This is a genomic window from Lysinibacillus sp. FSL R5-0849, assembly GCF_038595075.1.
GTDB classification, from domain to species: Bacteria; Bacillota; Bacilli; order Bacillales_A; family Planococcaceae; genus Lysinibacillus; species Lysinibacillus fusiformis.
On the sequence record NZ_CP152004.1, the window covers coordinates 1,480,171 to 1,497,746 of the forward strand.

Sequence of the window (17,576 nt, forward strand, 5' to 3'; positions counted from 1 at the left end):
TCTGTCTTCATATTGGAGGGAAAAATTAATGAGTAAAAAAGTTTTACAATACAATAAGCCATCTTTACAGGGATCACTAACTGTTCCAGGCGATAAATCGGTCTCTCACCGTTCTGTGATGTTCGGTTCCATTGCTACTGGGACAACAACAGTAGAAGGTTTTTTACTTGGGGAAGATTGTTTAAGTACCATTGATTGCTTCCAGAAGCTTGGTGTGCATATTGAGGTGGAAGGAACGAATGTAACGATAGAAAGTCCAGGGATGAATAGCTGGCAGGAGCCTACTGACGTGTTATATACAGGTAACTCTGGTACAACTACACGTTTAATGCTTGGAATTTTAGCAGGCTCTACAGTTCATTCAGTCATGACAGGGGATGCATCAATCGGCAAGCGACCAATGCGACGCGTCATTGATCCACTGCGTCAAATGGGAGCCCATATTACGGGACGTGCAGACGGTCAATATACACCATTAGCCATTCAAGGTACAAAACTACAGGCCATTGATTACAAAATGCCAGTAGCAAGTGCTCAAGTTAAATCTGCTATATTACTTGCAGGCTTGCGTGCTGAGGGTACAACGATTGTTAGAGAAACAGAAGTGTCAAGAGATCATACTGAACGAATGCTGCGTCAATTTGGTGCCGATGTCGAAGTGAAGGATGGAGTCGTTTCATTAGAGGGTGGACAAACATTAAGTGGGACCCATGTTTCTGTACCAGGGGACATCTCGTCAGCAGCCTTTTTCTTAGTGGCAGGGGCAATTTGCAATACTAGTCAATTAACTCTTGAAAATGTTGGCGTTAATCCAACGCGTGATGGAATTATCGAGGTTCTTTCAAAAATGGGCGCAACGATGACAGTGATCCCAAATGATGATCGTCAAGCTGAACCGACAGCGACCATTCAAATTCAAACATCTACTTTATCTGGTACAACAATCGAGGGAGAATTGATTCCTCGTTTAATTGATGAAATACCAATCCTTGCTTTACTTGCTACACAGGCACACGGTCAAACGATTATTAAAGATGCCGAAGAGTTAAAAGTAAAGGAAACAGATCGTATTACAGCGGTTGTAACTGAATTAAAAAAGCTGGGTGCTAACATCGAAGCAACAAATGATGGTATGATTATTGAAGGGCCAACACCATTGAAAGGTGCAAGTCTCAAAACATATGGCGATCATCGAATTGGCATGATGGGTGCTGTGGCTGCTTTAATTACCGAAGGCTCAGTCACTTTAGATGATGCACAGTGTATTGCTGTATCGTATCCATCATTCTTTGAACATATTGAGGCAGTAAGGTAACAATTGAAGATTGACTCTCCAAGTTTTTGGGGAGTTTTTTCTTGTTTCGGTGGTAAATGTTTTGTAGCATAAAGGTATCAAAGAAAGAATAGGTGAATGACTGTGAACAATGCGATGACTGAAATGATGCAAGCACTTGAACAGGGAGACTTAGCATTAATAGATCAGCTACTTGAAACATTTTTAGTGAAGGAGCTACCCGAGGAAATTTACGCACTTGCAGAAATTTTTATGCAATATGGGTACATGAAAGAAGCTGACCGCGTTCTGGAGCATTTACAATTTTTATTCCCAGAAGAGGCACAGTTAAAAATAGATCGTGCAAATGTTTTAATGGAGCTTGGTGATGAAGATGAAGCATTAAATTTATTGCTTGAAATTGAAGAAGCATCACCAGAATATCCTCAAGCATTATTAGTTTTAGCTGATTATTATCAGATGCAGGGGTTATTTGAAGTAGCTGAGATACGTATAAATGAAGCACTAGCAATTTTACCAGACGAGCCATTACTGCATTTTGCCAAAGCTGAGCTGTTATTTGAAACAGGTCGTTTTTTAGAAGCTGCAAGATTGTATGAAGAATTATATGAACAACAAGCTGAATTTGCTGGTATTCATCTTGTGGAGCGATTGGCGGAGGTTTATCGTGCCGGGGCTGCCTACGAAACGGCATTGGATTACTATTTAAAGGCGCTTGACGATGAGGTAAAACCGGATATTTTATTTGGTGCTGCGTATTCAGCCTTCCAATCCCAAAAATACGAGATGGCTATTAAACAATTAGAGGAATTGAAAGAGTTAGATCCTGATTACTTCTCAGCTTACTTATTGCTGGCAGAAAGCTATGCGATGACAGAGGAAAATCCAAAAGCCTATGCGGCAATCCAAGAGGGATTAAAGCGCGATGAATATGATAAAACACTCTATTTATTTGCTGGGAAAATGGCATTGAAAAATAGTTTGCCAGTAGATGCAGAGCAATATTTACGAGAAGCAATAGCGTTAGATCCTGAATATATGGAAGCCGTATTAGCACTTATTTCTGTGTTAGGTCAACAAGAACGGAATGAAGATGTTATCGAATTATTTGAGACTCTACAGCAAAATGATTTTGAATGGAGCACGTTATACCCATTTGCAGCGGAGGCATATGAAAATTTAGAATTGTACGACCGTGCATACGAATTTTACCGTTTGGCATATAATGATTTTAAGGAAGACGCAACATTTTTAGAAAAATATGTGTACTTTTTATTAGAGGAAGGAAAACGTTCAGAGGCGAAAGTGGTTCTTGAACAATTAATGAACATTCAACCAGGTGAACCAGAATGGCAAGAGAAGTTAGAAGCCTTAGAATTTGAGTAAAGGAGGGAGTGGGTATGACTGCTTCTGTATCAGTTGTTGATAAAAAAGCATTTGTTCGATGGTTTTTAAAAAATTATCAATTGAAACGTCGTGAGTGTGTTTGGATTTTAAATTACTTACTTAGCAATGATGACTTATTAAAACGAATCCGATTCGTGGAAGAAGCTCACTATTGTCCGAGAGCAATGGTGATGTCAACAGTTGATTCAACAGGTGTTCCTTTTCGTTTCTATAAAGGCAATGTAATGACAGCAGACGCCGAAAAGTCTTTCCATGATTTACGCTTACACGAGCAAGAAGATATGTATATACAGTTGAATTTTCCAAATATACCACCAAGTGCACAATACTTAGCAGTTCTAGAAGAAAACCCTTATATGCCAGAGACACTGTTAGTTAGTGAAAAAGATCGTTTACTGGCAGAAGAACTGCTTTCCAATAGCTTACTCGTATTCCAAGAAGAAAAATTACTTGCACAAATTGATGAAGCCCTCGATCAGGGAGATGAAGAACGTTTTTATGAATTGTCTAATTTGTTACAAGCATTAAAGGAAACGGCTAATTTACCTTAGTTATAGGTAAAAATTGAATGTCCTTTACCCACTTCAATATGGTAACATTACTAGTGAATGAATGATTGTTTTCACTTTTAATTGGGTATCCTATTTGAAGAGTGGAAAAGGGCATTTTTTATTATGCGACAAAGGAGGTTTGTTGAATGTACTTTAATGCAAACGATGTGACATCGTTTTTGGGACAGAAGGATTTCATCGATACTGCGATAGTTCCGCTCATATCCATCGATTTGGCTCCTGAGAAAATGAAACAAAGTGGTGCTGAGGTAGATTTTCTAATGTCTTTAACTTCTTTCATAGAACAACAGTTTAAAGGCCGTTTACTAGTCATGCCACCTTTTTCTTATATGGCTTCTTTAAAAAACGAAGAATTACCGAAGCAATTTGAAACACAATTACATAATGCTGGCTTTAAGCATGTGTTCTTCATTACTTGTGACCACTCTTGGACAAATATTGGAGATATAGTAAATATTATTTGGTTACCAGCAATTCCGTTAGAAAGTATGGATGCAGGTGTGAAAAAATCCATTCTCGAAGATCAATTACGACAAGTGGTTCCGATGCTTTCGACCAAATGGGCACAGATTTAACAATTAGTTTCAATAAATGTTCACATTCTCCAGCTTTCCACAGAATGCTATATTGACCAAGCTATGGACTTGATATATCATATATATGTCCTAGTATTACTATTTGTAAAAGTATGTCCGTTGGACTGACCTTTAAGTTAGAGGGGGGAAAATAATGAGTAATAATCGAGTTTCACGTCGTCAATTTCTAAGTTATACTCTTACTGGTGTAGGTGGATTTATGGCGGCAGGTATGCTAATGCCAATGCTTCGCTTTGCAATTGATCCTGTGCTACAAAAGCATGAGGGTGGAGATTTTGTAAAAACAGAGCATAAAATCGCTGACTTGACTGAAGAGCCTGTAAAAGTTGACTTTTCATATGAACAAGTGGATGCATGGTACAAATCACAGGTTACAGATGTAGCTTGGGTTTATAAAAGTGGCGATCAAATCATTGCCCTTTCACCTGTTTGTAAGCATTTAGGATGTATGGTTGACTGGAATGGAGATTCTGCACACCCAGGTCAATTCTTCTGTCCATGTCACGCAGGACGTTATGAGAAAAACGGGAAAAACATTGCAGGTACACCGCCTCTAGGTCCGTTGGATGAATTTGAAGTACAAGAACAAGATGGCTATTTAATGATTGGTCCAGCTAAAGCAAATACTCTAGTTAAATAAGTAAGGGGGTACGACAACAGTGCTAAATAAAATTTATGATTGGGTCGATGAACGCCTAGATATTACACCTATTTGGCGTGATATTGCCGACCACGAAGTGCCAGAGCACGTTAACCCTGCACATCATTTTTCAGCATTCGTTTACTGCTTCGGTGGATTAACATTCTTCATCACAGTAATTCAAATTCTATCTGGTATGTTCCTAACAATGTATTATGTACCAGACGTTGTGAATGCCTGGAAATCAGTTTATTATTTACAAAACGAAGTAGCGTTTGGTGAAATCGTGCGCGGTATGCACCACTGGGGAGCTTCATTAGTTATCGTAATGATGTTCTTACATACACTTCGTGTATTCTTCACAGGTTCTTATAAGAAACCTCGTGAGTTAAACTGGATGGTTGGTGTAGGTATTTTTGGTGTAATGATGGGTCTTGGCTTTACAGGATACCTATTACCATGGGATATGAAAGCATTATTCGCTACTAAAGTAGGTATCGAAATTGCAGCATCTGTACCGTTTATCGGTTCGATGATTAAAGTATTATTAGCGGGTGACACTACAATTCTTGGTGCTCAAACGTTAACTCGATTCTTTGCGATTCATGTATTCTTCTTGCCTGCAGTATTGTTTGGGTTACTTGCAGCACACTTTATCATGATTCGTCGTCAAGGAATTTCAGGGCCGTTGTGATTGTCTTGACGGTTCGATGATCTTTAAAAGGAGGGGACACTATGCATCGCGGAAAAGGAATGAAATTTGTCGGCGATTCTCGTATTAAAGCGAATCACAGAATGCCGAACGTTCCAAAGGATTATTCCGAATATCCAGGTAAGACGGAAGCTTTCTGGCCGAACTTCTTACTGAAGGAATGGATGGTAGGTGCTGTATTTTTAATTGGATACTTATTATTAACTGTCGCTCACCCGTCACCACTTGAAGGGCCGGCAGATCCAACTAGAGCATATACACCGCTACCGGACTGGTACTTCTTATTCATGTATCAACTTTTAAAATACTCATTTGCTTCTGGTCCATACAATGTAATTGGAGCAATTGTAATTCCAGGTCTTGCATTTGGAGCGCTATTATTAATGCCATTTTTAGACAAGGGTCCAGAACGTCGTCCATCTAAACGTCCATTACCGACAGCGTTTATGTTATTAACTCTAGCTGCTATGTTCTACCTAACTTGGGAGTCAGTTGTTAACCACGACTGGGAAGCTCAAAAAGCTATGGGTGCAATCGTAGAAACAGTTGAATTCGATAAAGAATCAGAAGGTTATAAACTATACGCTGGTTCAGCATGTATTACATGTCACGGTGAAGGCTTAGAAGGTGGAGCAGGTGCACCATCTCTAATGAACACTGGATTAACAGCTGATGAAATTAAGGACATTGCTCATAATGGTCGTGGTAACATGCCACCAGGATTATGGACAGGTTCAGATGAAGATCTTCAGAAACTTGCTGAATTTATCGAAAGTTTAAAAGCTGAGTAATAGTAAAAGAGTCAGGAAACTGGCTCTTTTTTTTCGACCTTGTTATAATATTGGGACTGAAAGCTAGCCGAAAAGGTTCCCTTGTCCTCAGTAATTTAGCGAAAAATGTCGAAAAATAGATAAAAGCGAATGAATTCAATCCATTAGCACATATTGAAGTTGTGGAAATAATTTCACCTGGAAATAAGAATCTTCCCTATACATAACAAAGAATTATTAGTAAAGCGCAAGGAGTTGAATTTATGCAAATAACACGTGCAAATCTTTGGTATCTTCTAAACCATAAGTCATTCTTAATTGCGCTACTTATTATTAATCTATTAGGCACAATTTATGGCTATTATTGGTATGGATGGCAGCTTGCCATGACTAAGCCTATTTTTTATATTTTTGTTCCTGATAGCCCGACAGCTAGCTTATTCTTTTGCTTTGTGTTAATGGCTTGGATTATGGGAAAAAGATGGCCGCTAATGGAAGTATTAGCGCTTGTAACATTAGTGAAATACGGTCTGTGGGCTGATGTCATGAATATTTGGACATTAGTTGAAACAGGATCGATCGGTTGGCAAGGTTGGATGCTAGTTGGCTCACATTTTGCAATGGCCGTTCAAGCTATATTATATATGAAGAAATATGTATTCACTTATTGGCATGTAGTGATAGCAGCTGTCTGGACGCTCCATAATGATGTCATTGACTATGTGTTTGGACAAATGCCTATGTATGGGGATTTAGTCAAGTACACAAGCTATATTGGCTACTTTACATTTTGGTTATCAATTGCATGTATTCTCCTTGCGATTTTCTCAATTAGGTGGCGCAAATATTTGCCGAATTAGGGTATAAATTATAGAATTATAGTATCGAGGTAGAAAGGGGTTAGAATATTGTCAACAAGCATGTATATTGTTTATTTTATTATTATTATGCTGCTGCCACTTTATGCACAAATGAAAGTAAAAGGCACGTATAATAAATTTGCGAAACAACGTACAATGAAGGGCCAAACAGGTGCAGAGGTAGCGCGTGCGATTTTAGATGCGAACGGCTTATATGATGTACGAGTTGTGCCAACACAAGGTGTGTTGTCTGACCATTACAATCCGGCAACCAAAACAGTTGCTTTATCAGAAAGTAACTTTTATGAAGCGAGTGTTGCAGGTGCTGCGGTAGCTGCCCATGAGGTAGGTCACGCCATCCAACATAAAGAAGCTTATTCTATGCTTACATTACGTAGTAAGCTAGTCCCAGTGGCAAATATTTCTTCTAATGCGTCTTGGATTTTTGTAATGATTGGTATTTTTGCAAGTAGTACGAATTTCTTGCTTTTAGGTATCATATTATTAGCAGCAGGTGTTGTTTTCCAATTAGTGACACTTCCAGTGGAGTTTGATGCTTCAAAGCGAGCATTAGTTCAAATGAATTCGCTTGGCATTATTACAAATGAAGAAGAACGACCAGCACGAAAAGTATTGAGTGCTGCAGCATTAACATATGTAGCAGCGGCAGCGGTAGCTGTACTAGAGTTATTACGTTTAATTTTAATTTTTACGAATATGCGTAGCGATGACTAAGAAAAAAACTTGTTATGGTGGTACACCACTATAACAAGTTTTTTATCTTCAAACACTTAATGAAGCGGTTGTTTTTGATCATCAAGAGTGAAGCCTTCTCCTGCCACATCACGTACTTCTATAATAGAAACGAAAGCGTGCGGATCCACTTCATGAACAATGGATTTTAGGCGTACAACTTCGTTGCGACCGATCACACAATAAATAACTTCCTTAGGCTGTTTAGTAAAGTGTCCATGACCTTCTAATATAGTGATCCCGCGCTCCATTCGTAGGGCAATTGTTTCCGCAATAACACCTGACTTCTCGGATATAATGAGAGCACCACGCGCTGCATAGGCACCTTCCTGTACAAAGTCAATAACACGAGCGCCAACAAATACAGCGACTAATGTGTACATCATGGAACGCGCATCTAAGAATGTAAGCCATGAAAGGATGATGACGATGGCGTCGAAGACAAACATCGTTTTACCCATACTCCAGCCAAAATATTTATGCCCAAGTCGTGCCAATATATCGACGCCACCGGTAGTGCCACCAAAGCGGAAGACAATTCCTAGGCCAAGACCGACGAATATACCCGCGAACAGAGCAACGAGTAACATGTCATCTTCTAAATGAATGGTAAACTGATATTTCTGGAAAATCTTTAGAAAAAGAGAAACAGATAAAGTGCCAACAAGCGTATAGACAAAAGATTTCTTTCCGAGTAATCGATAACCAATTATAAACATGGGAATATTTAATAATAGGTTCATTAAGGCGGGGTCCCATCCTAATGTAAAGTATAGTATGAGTGTAATTCCACTTAGTCCACCTTCACCTAGCTGATTTTGAATGTTGAAGTGAACAAAGCCGAAGCTAAAAATGGCTGCTCCGAGCATTATTGCGATAATATTACGTATTTTAATCTGTTTTAACATTTGACCTCCTGTAGTTCCAAACAAATGAAGTAGTGATATCTATTATCTGACATTTTATTGGTTTTGACAACAACGGTGTAAATTATATAGGATGGTAAATAGGAGTGTGATTTAAATGACCGATCAACTAACTATGCAAGCATTACAACAGCGTGTTGATAATTATATAGGACAATTTAAAGAAGGATATTTCCCACCTTTCGAACTGCTAGCTCGTTTAACAGAGGAATTAGGAGAGCTATCTCGCGAGGTTCAGGATGTATATGGACAAAAAAAGAAAAAGAATACAGAGGAAATAAACAGTATTGAAGAAGAGCTTGGTGACTTTTTCTTTGTTTTAGTATGCTTTGCCAATGCTCAGGGCATTAAATTAGATGAAGCTCTATTAAGAGTCATACATAAATTTGAAACAAGGGATAAGGATCGTTGGACGAGAAAGGATGAAGAATGATGTCGATTCGTGTAGCTATTGCAGGAGCAAGAGGAAAAATGGGGGCTGAGGCTGTACATACGGTCATGAAACATGACAAAATGGAATTAGTAGCTGTACTAGATTATAAGGAAGTAGGAAGAACATTAGCTGATTTAGACATGTTCCCAGCGAGCTATACAGTACCTTTATTTACGGAAATGCATGATCTTGTAGAAGCAACTTCTCCAGACGTATTAGTGGATTTAACGAACCCACATGCTGTATATAATCATACTAAAGAAGCATTGAATTTAAATGTACGACCTGTAATTGGTACAACAGGATTTACTGACGCACAACTAGAAGAATTATCAACCATTGCTAAAGAAAAAGAGTTGGGCTGCATTATTGCACCAAACTTTGCGATTGGCGCTATCCTGATGATGAAATTTGCGAAAGAAGCGGCCAAATACTTACCAGATGTAGAAATTATTGAAATGCATCATGATCAAAAACTGGATGCACCATCTGGAACAGCAGTGAAAACTGCTCAACTAATTCAAGAGGTACGTACGCAAAAGACTCAGGGGCATCCAGAAGAAAAAGAAACCATTGAAGGTGCAAGAGGTGGAGATTTTGAAGGCATGCGCATTCACTCTGTTCGCTTACCTGGTTTAGTGGCACACCAGCAAGTATTATTTGGTGGAGATGGGCAGCTTTTAACGATTCGCCATGATTCATTGAATCGAAATTCTTTTATGTCAGGCATTGCCTTTTGCGTAGAAGAGGTTATGAAAATGGATCAGCTTGTTTATGGTTTAGAAAACATCATCTAAAGATTGGGATGGAAGCTATATGAAAATCGCATTAATTGCACATGATCGTAAAAAAGATAATTTAGTACAGTTTGCTATTGCTTACAAAGAAATTTTGCTTGAACATTCACTTTATGCTACCGGTACAACAGGACAGCGTGTCATTGAAGCCACTGGTTTAGAGGTAACACGTTTTCGTTCAGGTCCACTTGGTGGCGACCAACAAATTGGCGCAATGATTGCCAACAATGATATGGATATGGTTATTTTTTTCCGTGATCCATTAACAGCACAACCACATGAGCCAGATGTTTCTGCACTTATCCGTCTTTGTGATGTTTACCAAGTGCCACTGGCGACAAATATGGGGACAGCAGAAATATTATTAAAAGGCCTACAAGAAGGCTTTGTGGATTGGAGACTGATACAAGAAAGACGTAACTAATAAAAGACGTGATTTAGAAAGGATGATCATCGAATGAAAAAGCTAAAAATCGGCATTACCTGTTATCCAACAGTTGGAGGCTCTGGTGTAATAGCAACAGAATTAGGCAAAATGCTTGCAGAAAGAGGACATGAAATTCATTTCATTACCTCAAGCGTACCATTTCGATTGAATAAAATTTATCCAACCGTCTTTTTCCATGAAGTCGAAGTTAATAATTATTCAGTGTTTCAATATTCACCATACGATATTGCATTAGCGAGTAAAATGGCAGACGTCATCAAGGATGAAGAGTTGGATGTGTTGCATGTGCATTACGCAATTCCACATGCAGTATGTGCTGTGCTAGCACGTGAAATGAGTGGGCGAGATATTGGCATCGTTACAACACTTCATGGCACAGATATATCGGTGCTTGGGCAGGATTCTACGCTTTCACAGGCCATTAAGTATGGGATTGATAAATCTGATATTGTGACGACCGTGTCACATGCATTAAAAGAACAAACTTATGAATTAATTGATACAGTTAAGCCCATTGAAACAATTTATAACTTTGTGGATGAACGGGAGTACTTCCCTCGTAATTCAGGAAACCTAAAAGAGCAATTTGGTATACAAGAAGATGAAAAAGTCCTCATCCATGTCTCTAACTTCCGTAAAATTAAGAATCTTCCGCATATCATTGACGCCTTTATGAAAATACGTACTAATGTGAAGGCGAAACTCTTATTAGTCGGTGATGGGCCAGAAAAACATCGTGTAATGGACCAAGTAAAGGAAAGTCCATATATGAAGGATGTTCTATTTTTAGGGAAGCAAGAAAATTTAGCTGAACTATATGCAATTAGTGACCTAAAGCTGTTACTATCTCAGCAGGAATCGTTTGGATTGGTTTTATTAGAGGCAATGGCTTGTGGAGTGCCTTGTATTGGAACAAATGTAGGAGGTATCCCGGAAGTCATTGAACATGGCGTGGACGGCTTTATTGTGGAATTAGGAGATACGGAAGCCGTCGCTGAATATGCTGTTCAGTTATTGCAAGATGAGGAAAAATTACTGCGTTTCAGAGAAGCGGCCATTCATGCAGTCAGTGACAAATTCCACTCGTCCAAAATTGTAGAACAATACGAAAATCTGTACGAGAAGGTTGCGGAAAGAAATCATGCAAAACAATAAAGAATGGCAAACAGCCTATTCAGTAATAGAACAATTAGAACAAGCAGGCTTTGAGGCGGTTATTGTAGGTGGAGCTGTTAGAGATGCTTTACTGAATCGTCCTGCACATGATGTCGATGTAGCGACAAATGCGTTGCCTGAAGAGGTAAAAACAGTTTTTCAACGAACAGTTGATATTGGAATTCAGCATGGGACGGTACTTGTTATCGTACCTGCTGGGCCAGTTGAAGTAACTACTTATCGTACAGATGGGGAATATACAGACCATCGAAGACCAGATAAAGTGCAATTCGTTCGCTCTCTACAAGATGATTTACAACGCCGTGATTTCACAATGAATGCCATCGCTATGCGACGTGATGGCTCTTTTGTTGATTATTATGGTGGTCGTCAAGATATTGATCTTCGTATTATTCGAGCTGTTGGAGATGCTCAAAAACGCTTTGCTGAGGACGCCTTGCGCATGTTACGAGCAATCCGTTTTTCAGCGCAGCTTGATTTCACAATAGCGGAAGATACATTGATGGCGATACAACATAGAGCGGCCGATATCGCTTTTATTGCGAAAGAGCGAATCAAGGCAGAGCTAGATAAGCTATGGCTAGGAACGACTGTTTTTAGTGGCCTACAAAAATTAGAGGAAAGTGGCTTGGCAGCGTATTTACAAGGGAGTTTTCAGGCTGATCGCTGGTATGAATTTCAGACTGAGGACAAGCATGTGGGCTGGGCATATTTTGCGCTACTTCAAGGAGCAAACTGGCGCGAGATTTTGCAGGATTATCGATTGTCCAATAAAGAAATGGCGTTTGTTAAATCTGTTTTGACAGCATATGAAGCGTTAAAAAGTGGCTGGACAAACTCCCATTATTTTACCTATAAAGAACAGGAGCTGGAAGCAGCGATATATTTTGCAAAACTGCTCCAAGCGGACGTTTGTTTACCAAGTGAGCCTATTCGTATATTGCAGGACAAGCTGCCGATTCGACAAAAGCAAGAAATTGCGGTGAATGGGGCGGATTTACTTAAATGGTCTGGCAAAAAAGGAGGCCCTTGGGTAAAAGAAGCATTAGAGGACATACTCGAAGCGATTATTCATAATGAGCTTGCAAATGATCAGCAGCAGATAAAAAAATGGCTGAAGCATAACTATTTCCATGAAACATGAGTATATATACCTTACAACAAGCCGTCTCAGGAAAGTGTGGGACGGCTTGTTTTTTATATCACTGATGGTCATTTCAGTTGATTTACAGTATGATTAAATTTAGTTATATAAAAAGCAGAGTTTACAAAAGGATTGATGTGAACATGACAATGTCCATGAAAGATGAAATTTTAAAAAGAATACTAGCTGCCAATGGAGAAGCTGTTTCAGGTCAAGAATTAGCGGATTCTCTTGGAGTCTCAAGGACCGCTGTCTGGAAACATATGCAGACGTTACAAGAAGAGGGCTACACATTTGAAACAATAAAGAAAAAAGGCTATGTATTAACGGGTGTACCAAATAGTTTAAGTCCCACACAAATTGAACTTTTTTTAAAAACAGAGCATTTCGGAAGAGAAATTCATTATTTCGATGTCGTAGATTCAACACAAACGATTGCCCATAAGCTGGCACAGGAAGGCGCACCACATGGCACAGTCATTATTGGTGAAGAGCAAACAGCAGGACGCGGTCGGATGGCTCGTCCATGGGAATCAGTTCATGGTAGTGGTATTTGGATGACCGTTATCGTTCGACCTGATGTCACACCTCAACAGGCATCCTCTTTTACGCTTGTCGTAGCAGTCGCTGTCACAATGGCCATTAAAACACTATATAGCGATATTGAGCCAACTATTAAATGGCCAAATGATCTATTAATTAATGGTAAAAAATGTACAGGTATTTTGACGGAGATGCAGGCAGAGGCAGATTTGGTTCAGGCATTGCTAGTTGGCATTGGAATAAATGTTAACCAGGAGGCGGCTGATTTTTCACCGGATATTGCGGATATTGCTACTTCACTACGATTAGAAGCAGGAGAAGAAATTAATCGTGCGGCACTTGTAGCCTTAATTTTACAGTATCTAGAGCAATTTACAGAGTTATATATCGAAGAAGGCTTTGCCAGTATTAAAACCCTATGGGAGCAGCTGTCTTGTACAATTGGTCAACGTATTGAGGTGACGACTATACGAGAGCGCTTTGAAGGAATTGCTAGTGGAATTACAGATGATGGGGTGCTACAGCTTACACAAGATGATGGATTGGTCCGAACCATTTATGCAGGAGATATCAAAATACTATAAAAAAGAAGCTGCAAGGTGCGTACCTGCAGCTTTTTTGATGACTTCAATTGTTATTATTATTTGAGTGAAACATTGACATCACCGTGAGATAAAGAAACGTTCAGCTGGTCATCGCCTTTATAAAGCTGAGTGATTGAGCCATTTTCTTCTGTACCATTAACCGTTATATCGCCAAAACTTGTTTTTACTTCATAACCAAGATCGCTTTGTTTATTTTGTAAGTGAAGTGTTGCATCCCCAAAGCTAGATGTAATGGTTGATGTCCCATTTAAAGTTCCAGCAATATGAATATCACCATGTTCACTTTCGATGTTTACACCATTACTAGAATATTGCTTGAAAGTTAAATCACCAAAGTCTTGTGTAATCTCTGTGTTCTCTCCAGTTATGTTGTTAAAGGTAATATCTCCATAATTTTGCATCAGATTCAGCTGTTGATAATGCAAACCACGAAGTGTTGTATCGCCAAAATCACTATCTATTACAATCGACTTGAGGTTAGTATTTGCTGGAACATAGATTTTGATAGAGGGAGAAGAAAAGCTTGAGAAACCAAATTCAAACCCGTTTTTTTTCTTAGCCTTTGTTTCAATCTGTAAAGTTCCATTTTCAATACGATATGAGACGTCTTGTTGTTCGAGTACATTCGTTTCTAGTTTATATTGGTCTTCAGTGGCGACAACGGTAATATCCCCATAATCATTCGCTATATTTATACTAGTAAACTTATCTAAGTTATACGATTCACTAACTAGTTTATTGCTTCCTGGCACGTGAATGCCATCCTCATCTTTGATAATGAACCATCGACCGCCTGAAAAATAGCCGACCAATGCTAGTAAAACACCTAACGCAATGATGGTCATCGCAATAAGGGAATTTTTAGAAGCCATTTACAAGCCCCCTTTCCTTGTTTTCGTTATTTTGTGGAACAATCTGCCCAATGTTTCTACAGAGAGAAGGACGGTTTTCTTAATAAAACGGGCAACGAATGGAAAGAGTAAGACACTCAACCCTGTAATGATTAAGCCAATACCCATAAATAATAAGGCGGTTGGCCAATGCTCTGTTAAAATAAAGAGGCCTGAAATAAGGGCTGCAATTCCCCCAATAAAAATACTTAAAATACCTGCTCCAATCGCAAAAATCAAACTAATAATGACAGCACCAAATGATAATATAAGGGCGATAGCTGTTGCAAGAAGTGGTAAAGAAAGTGGTGCAGAAAGTATAGCAAGAATAATAAGCCATAAAGCTGTCATATTCTTTTTAGTCGATTTCTCCGAAGTGTTTTCTAAATCTTTTAAGGCAAAATCAGCCAATATTTGTGAGGCAACATGAGAAGGGGAGCCTAGTTCTGAAATAACCTGCTGCTCATTATTCTCTCCTGCTTCATCAAAGTATTCTTCATAATAGGCAAGAGCAGCCTCTAGCTCTTGCGCAGGAAGGCGCCGTAATTTCCCTCGTAGCTTTTTCAAATAACTAGCTCTATCCATCTATATTCCCTCCTAAAAGTACACAATCAACCTTTTCCTTATAGACACGCCATTCTTTTAAAAGCTCTAATAAGCGTATACGGCCATGCTCGGTAATTTGATAATAGCGTCTATTTCTACCTTGATAGGGCTGATCGTAGGTAGTTAAGTAATCTGCTTTTTGTAAGCGACGTAATACGGGGTACAATGTAGACTCTGAAATATCCATGACTGATTGTACTTGCTGCGTTAAGGAATAGCCATAAGCATCCTCTTTGTCAACAATGGCCAATACACAAGCATCCAGTAAAGCTGAGCCAAGCTGAAATGTCATCTTTCCACCTCACATTCATTACTTATACTTCATTTTATATTATATGCCATATAGTATGTGGATAGTATATGACGTATAGCATTGATTGTCAAATTTTATAAATAAATGTTTTTACTATTAGAAAATAATATTTGAAGATTACAAGTTTTATTGTTATAGTATGTGCTGAAGGGCAGTATCCATTGTGAACGGCACCTTCAAAACGTAAGATCTCATACTAACAAATATCTGCCTTGATCTATATGACAGGGACGGAAGAAAACAATGCGTTCAAAAAGTAGCTTACTTTCTAAGTGAAGCTAGTACCTCTTGCTGAGTTATGCAGAGGCTTTTTGCTAACGAATGAAACACAACCCTTCTGTCCATTTTGGAACCGAGGGTTTTTTCTGTTTTCTTCCCTTAAAAAGGAGGACTACAAAATGAGAACGACAACAGATTTTTTAAAGATGAAAGTGGCAGGCGAGAAAATTGTGATGGTGACTGCCTATGATTATCCAGCCGCTAAATTTGCAGAGGCTGCTAATGTAGACATGATTCTTGTAGGGGATTCACTTGGAATGGTTGTCCTTGGCTATGATTCAACAATGCCAGTGACTGTAGCAGATATGATCCATCATGCGAAAGCAACGCGACGTGGGGCAAAGGACACTTTTGTTGTAGTGGATATGCCATTTGGTTCCTATCATGGTGATGTCAATGAAACATTGAAAACAGCCATTTATATGATGCAAGAAACAGGTGCTGACGCTTTAAAAGTGGAAGGGGCTGGTGATGTCATTCCGGTCATTCGAAAGCTAACAGCTGCAGGAATTCCAGTGGTTGCTCATTTAGGCTTGTTGCCACAATCAGCGGGAGTAATTGGTGGCTATAAGGTACAGGGGAAAACGGCAGAACAGGCAACGCAGCTGATTGAGGATGCCAAGCAGTGTGAAAAGGCTGGTGCATGTGCGGTCGTTTTAGAATGTATCCCACATCAGTTAACAGAAATGGTGTCTGCTAGTCTAGTAATACCAACTATTGGTATAGGAGCGGGTGTCGAAGCAGATGGCCAAGTGTTAGTTTATCATGACATGTTAAGCTATGGCTCACACCATGTGCCAAAGTTCGTTCAACAATTTGCGGATATGGGGAAAGAGGCAAGTGAAGGAATGGTTCGCTATGTGGAAGCAGTCAAAGAGGGTGCTTTCCCAGCTCAAAAGCATTTCTTCACAATGAAAGAGGATGCGCTAGACCAGCTATATGGGGGCATCAAATCATGAAAGTCATCACAACGATACAAGCATTAACAGCTGAAATTCAGGCAGCAAAACAAGCCCATAAAACTATTGGCCTTGTTCCAACTATGGGATATTTACATGAAGGCCATTTAACATTGGCTCAAACAGCACGTGCAGAAAATGATTTAGTTGTTATGAGTATATTCGTTAACCCCACACAATTTGGGCCAAATGAAGATTTTGAAAGTTACCCACGGGATTTGCCAAGAGATATTGCGTTGGCAGAGTCTGTCGGTGTTGATCTTATCTTCGCTCCAAGTGTAGAAGAAATGTATCCGCAGGATGGCGGAATTCGTATCCATGCTGGTGAACAGGCCATGATTCTTTGTGGCGCGAGTCGTCAAGGTCATTTTGATGGTGTGTTACAGGTTGTAGCCAAACTATTCCACCTTACACTTCCAACAAGAGCCTATTTCGGTCAAAAAGATGCCCAGCAAGTGGCCATTATTACAACAATGGTACGTGATTTTAATTTTCCGTTAGAAATGCGTGTTGTACCTATCGTTCGTGAGGAAGATGGGCTAGCGAAGTCTTCTCGCAACATTTATCTAAGCGAATCGGAAAGAGAAGAGGCTCCTGCCATACAAGAAGCACTACAATTGGCTCAGGATAGCTTTTTAGCGACTGGAGAGGTTGGGTACGCATTAGCAAAGGCCAAAGCCCATATTCAGGCACGAACTCATGGCCGAATTGACTATATTGAATTATTAGCCTACCCAGATTTGATACCAGTGACTGAAACGACACAACAAGTATTGCTGGCAGCTGCTGTGTATATTGGGCAGACTCGCTTAATTGATAATAGTATCTTTACTTTGAAAGAGGGACTATAAAT

At 39.4% G+C, this 17,576-nt stretch carries 21 protein-coding genes; 17 read left to right on the forward strand and 4 right to left on the reverse strand.

What is annotated here, in order from left to right; all coding sequences use genetic code 11:
• Window positions 1–28 precede the first annotated feature (28 nt).
• The 9 genes from aroA to MKY80_RS07065 all read left to right on the forward strand — a co-directional run bounded on the left by aroA (window position 29) and on the right by MKY80_RS07065 (window position 7,586).
• Window positions 29–1,315 carry a 3-phosphoshikimate 1-carboxyvinyltransferase gene (gene aroA / locus MKY80_RS07025; RefSeq protein WP_342532392.1) on the forward strand — a complete coding sequence of 429 codons (1,287 nt, stop codon included), beginning with the start codon at window positions 29–31 and terminating at the stop codon, window positions 1,313–1,315.
• 96 nt (window positions 1,316–1,411) lie between these two features.
• On the forward strand, window positions 1,412–2,680 hold the full coding sequence (locus tag MKY80_RS07030; protein WP_107921770.1) for a tetratricopeptide repeat protein: 1,269 nt from the start codon (window positions 1,412–1,414) through the stop codon (window positions 2,678–2,680).
• A 14-nt stretch (window positions 2,681–2,694) separates the two neighbouring features.
• Window positions 2,695–3,252, forward strand: coding sequence for a ReoY family proteolytic degradation factor (locus MKY80_RS07035; protein WP_008181956.1), 558 nt, complete (start codon window positions 2,695–2,697; stop codon window positions 3,250–3,252).
• 146 nt (window positions 3,253–3,398) lie between these two features.
• The gene (locus tag MKY80_RS07040) at window positions 3,399–3,848 is read left to right on the forward strand and encodes a DUF2487 family protein (protein ID WP_008181955.1); all 450 of its coding nucleotides are present in this window, start codon (window positions 3,399–3,401) and stop codon (window positions 3,846–3,848) included.
• 154 nt (window positions 3,849–4,002) lie between these two features.
• Window positions 4,003–4,509: a ubiquinol-cytochrome c reductase iron-sulfur subunit gene (locus MKY80_RS07045; protein ID WP_025114703.1), complete on the forward strand. Its 507-nt coding sequence runs from the start codon at window positions 4,003–4,005 to the stop codon at window positions 4,507–4,509.
• Window positions 4,510–4,528: 19 nt separating this feature from the next.
• On the forward strand, window positions 4,529–5,203 hold the full coding sequence (locus MKY80_RS07050; RefSeq protein WP_008181573.1) for a cytochrome b6: 675 nt from the start codon (window positions 4,529–4,531) through the stop codon (window positions 5,201–5,203).
• A 41-nt stretch (window positions 5,204–5,244) separates the two neighbouring features.
• Window positions 5,245–6,012, forward strand: coding sequence for a menaquinol-cytochrome c reductase cytochrome b/c subunit (locus MKY80_RS07055; RefSeq protein ID WP_004232669.1), 768 nt, complete (start codon window positions 5,245–5,247; stop codon window positions 6,010–6,012).
• Window positions 6,013–6,254: 242 nt separating this feature from the next.
• On the forward strand, window positions 6,255–6,851 hold the full coding sequence (locus tag MKY80_RS07060) for a DUF1405 domain-containing protein (protein WP_008181568.1): 597 nt from the start codon (window positions 6,255–6,257) through the stop codon (window positions 6,849–6,851).
• 60 nt (window positions 6,852–6,911) lie between these two features.
• Window positions 6,912–7,586: a zinc metallopeptidase gene (locus MKY80_RS07065; RefSeq protein ID WP_008181566.1), complete on the forward strand. Its 675-nt coding sequence runs from the start codon at window positions 6,912–6,914 to the stop codon at window positions 7,584–7,586.
• 56 nt (window positions 7,587–7,642) lie between these two features.
• Here the strand turns inward: MKY80_RS07065 and MKY80_RS07070 are convergent, their stop codons facing one another.
• On the reverse strand, window positions 7,643–8,512 hold the full coding sequence (locus MKY80_RS07070; RefSeq protein ID WP_008181565.1) for a YitT family protein: 870 nt from the start codon (window positions 8,510–8,512) through the stop codon (window positions 7,643–7,645).
• Between the two features lie 115 nt (window positions 8,513–8,627).
• Here MKY80_RS07070 and MKY80_RS07075 point away from each other — a divergent pair, with 115 nt between their 5' ends.
• The 6 genes from MKY80_RS07075 (at window position 8,628) to MKY80_RS07100 (ending at window position 13,655) form a co-directional block, all read left to right on the forward strand.
• Complete coding sequence (locus MKY80_RS07075) at window positions 8,628–8,963, forward strand: nucleotide pyrophosphohydrolase (RefSeq protein WP_008181563.1); 336 nt, start codon at window positions 8,628–8,630, stop codon at window positions 8,961–8,963.
• Entirely contained in the window at window positions 8,963–9,760 is a 798-nt protein-coding gene (gene dapB, locus MKY80_RS07080) for a 4-hydroxy-tetrahydrodipicolinate reductase (protein ID WP_043990815.1), read from the forward strand. Before MKY80_RS07075 ends, dapB begins: the two co-directional genes overlap by 1 nt.
• Window positions 9,761–9,779: 19 nt before the next feature.
• The gene (mgsA, locus tag MKY80_RS07085) at window positions 9,780–10,184 is read left to right on the forward strand and encodes a methylglyoxal synthase (protein ID WP_008181558.1); all 405 of its coding nucleotides are present in this window, start codon (window positions 9,780–9,782) and stop codon (window positions 10,182–10,184) included.
• Window positions 10,185–10,217: 33 nt separating this feature from the next.
• Entirely contained in the window at window positions 10,218–11,363 is a 1,146-nt protein-coding gene (bshA, locus tag MKY80_RS07090) for an N-acetyl-alpha-D-glucosaminyl L-malate synthase BshA (RefSeq protein ID WP_008181556.1), read from the forward strand.
• Entirely contained in the window at window positions 11,350–12,528 is a 1,179-nt protein-coding gene (locus MKY80_RS07095) for a CCA tRNA nucleotidyltransferase (RefSeq protein WP_342532393.1), read from the forward strand. The genes bshA and MKY80_RS07095 overlap by 14 nt, the downstream gene beginning before the upstream one ends.
• 143 nt (window positions 12,529–12,671) lie before the next feature.
• Window positions 12,672–13,655 carry a biotin--[acetyl-CoA-carboxylase] ligase gene (locus MKY80_RS07100; protein ID WP_008181552.1) on the forward strand — a complete coding sequence of 328 codons (984 nt, stop codon included), beginning with the start codon at window positions 12,672–12,674 and terminating at the stop codon, window positions 13,653–13,655.
• A gap of 56 nt (window positions 13,656–13,711) precedes the next feature.
• Here the strand turns inward: MKY80_RS07100 and MKY80_RS07105 are convergent, their stop codons facing one another.
• From MKY80_RS07105 to MKY80_RS07115, 3 genes are read right to left on the reverse strand one after another with little or no spacing between them, the layout of a single operon-like run.
• Window positions 13,712–14,548 carry a DUF4097 family beta strand repeat-containing protein gene (locus MKY80_RS07105; RefSeq protein ID WP_089986586.1) on the reverse strand — a complete coding sequence of 279 codons (837 nt, stop codon included), beginning with the start codon at window positions 14,546–14,548 and terminating at the stop codon, window positions 13,712–13,714.
• A complete protein-coding gene (locus tag MKY80_RS07110) occupies window positions 14,549–15,151 on the reverse strand; it encodes a DUF1700 domain-containing protein (RefSeq protein WP_089986585.1) in 603 nt (200 codons plus the stop codon).
• Window positions 15,144–15,464: a PadR family transcriptional regulator gene (locus MKY80_RS07115; protein ID WP_008181900.1), complete on the reverse strand. Its 321-nt coding sequence runs from the start codon at window positions 15,462–15,464 to the stop codon at window positions 15,144–15,146. Before MKY80_RS07115 ends, MKY80_RS07110 begins: the two co-directional genes overlap by 8 nt.
• Before the next feature lie 419 nt (window positions 15,465–15,883).
• Here MKY80_RS07115 and panB point away from each other — a divergent pair, with 419 nt between their 5' ends.
• Together panB and panC are read left to right on the forward strand one after the other, a co-directional pair.
• Entirely contained in the window at window positions 15,884–16,723 is an 840-nt protein-coding gene (gene panB / locus MKY80_RS07120; RefSeq protein WP_008181899.1) for a 3-methyl-2-oxobutanoate hydroxymethyltransferase, read from the forward strand.
• Complete coding sequence (panC, locus tag MKY80_RS07125; protein WP_342532394.1) at window positions 16,720–17,574, forward strand: pantoate--beta-alanine ligase; 855 nt, start codon at window positions 16,720–16,722, stop codon at window positions 17,572–17,574. The genes panB and panC overlap by 4 nt, the downstream gene beginning before the upstream one ends.
• Window positions 17,575–17,576: the final 2 nt, after the last annotated feature.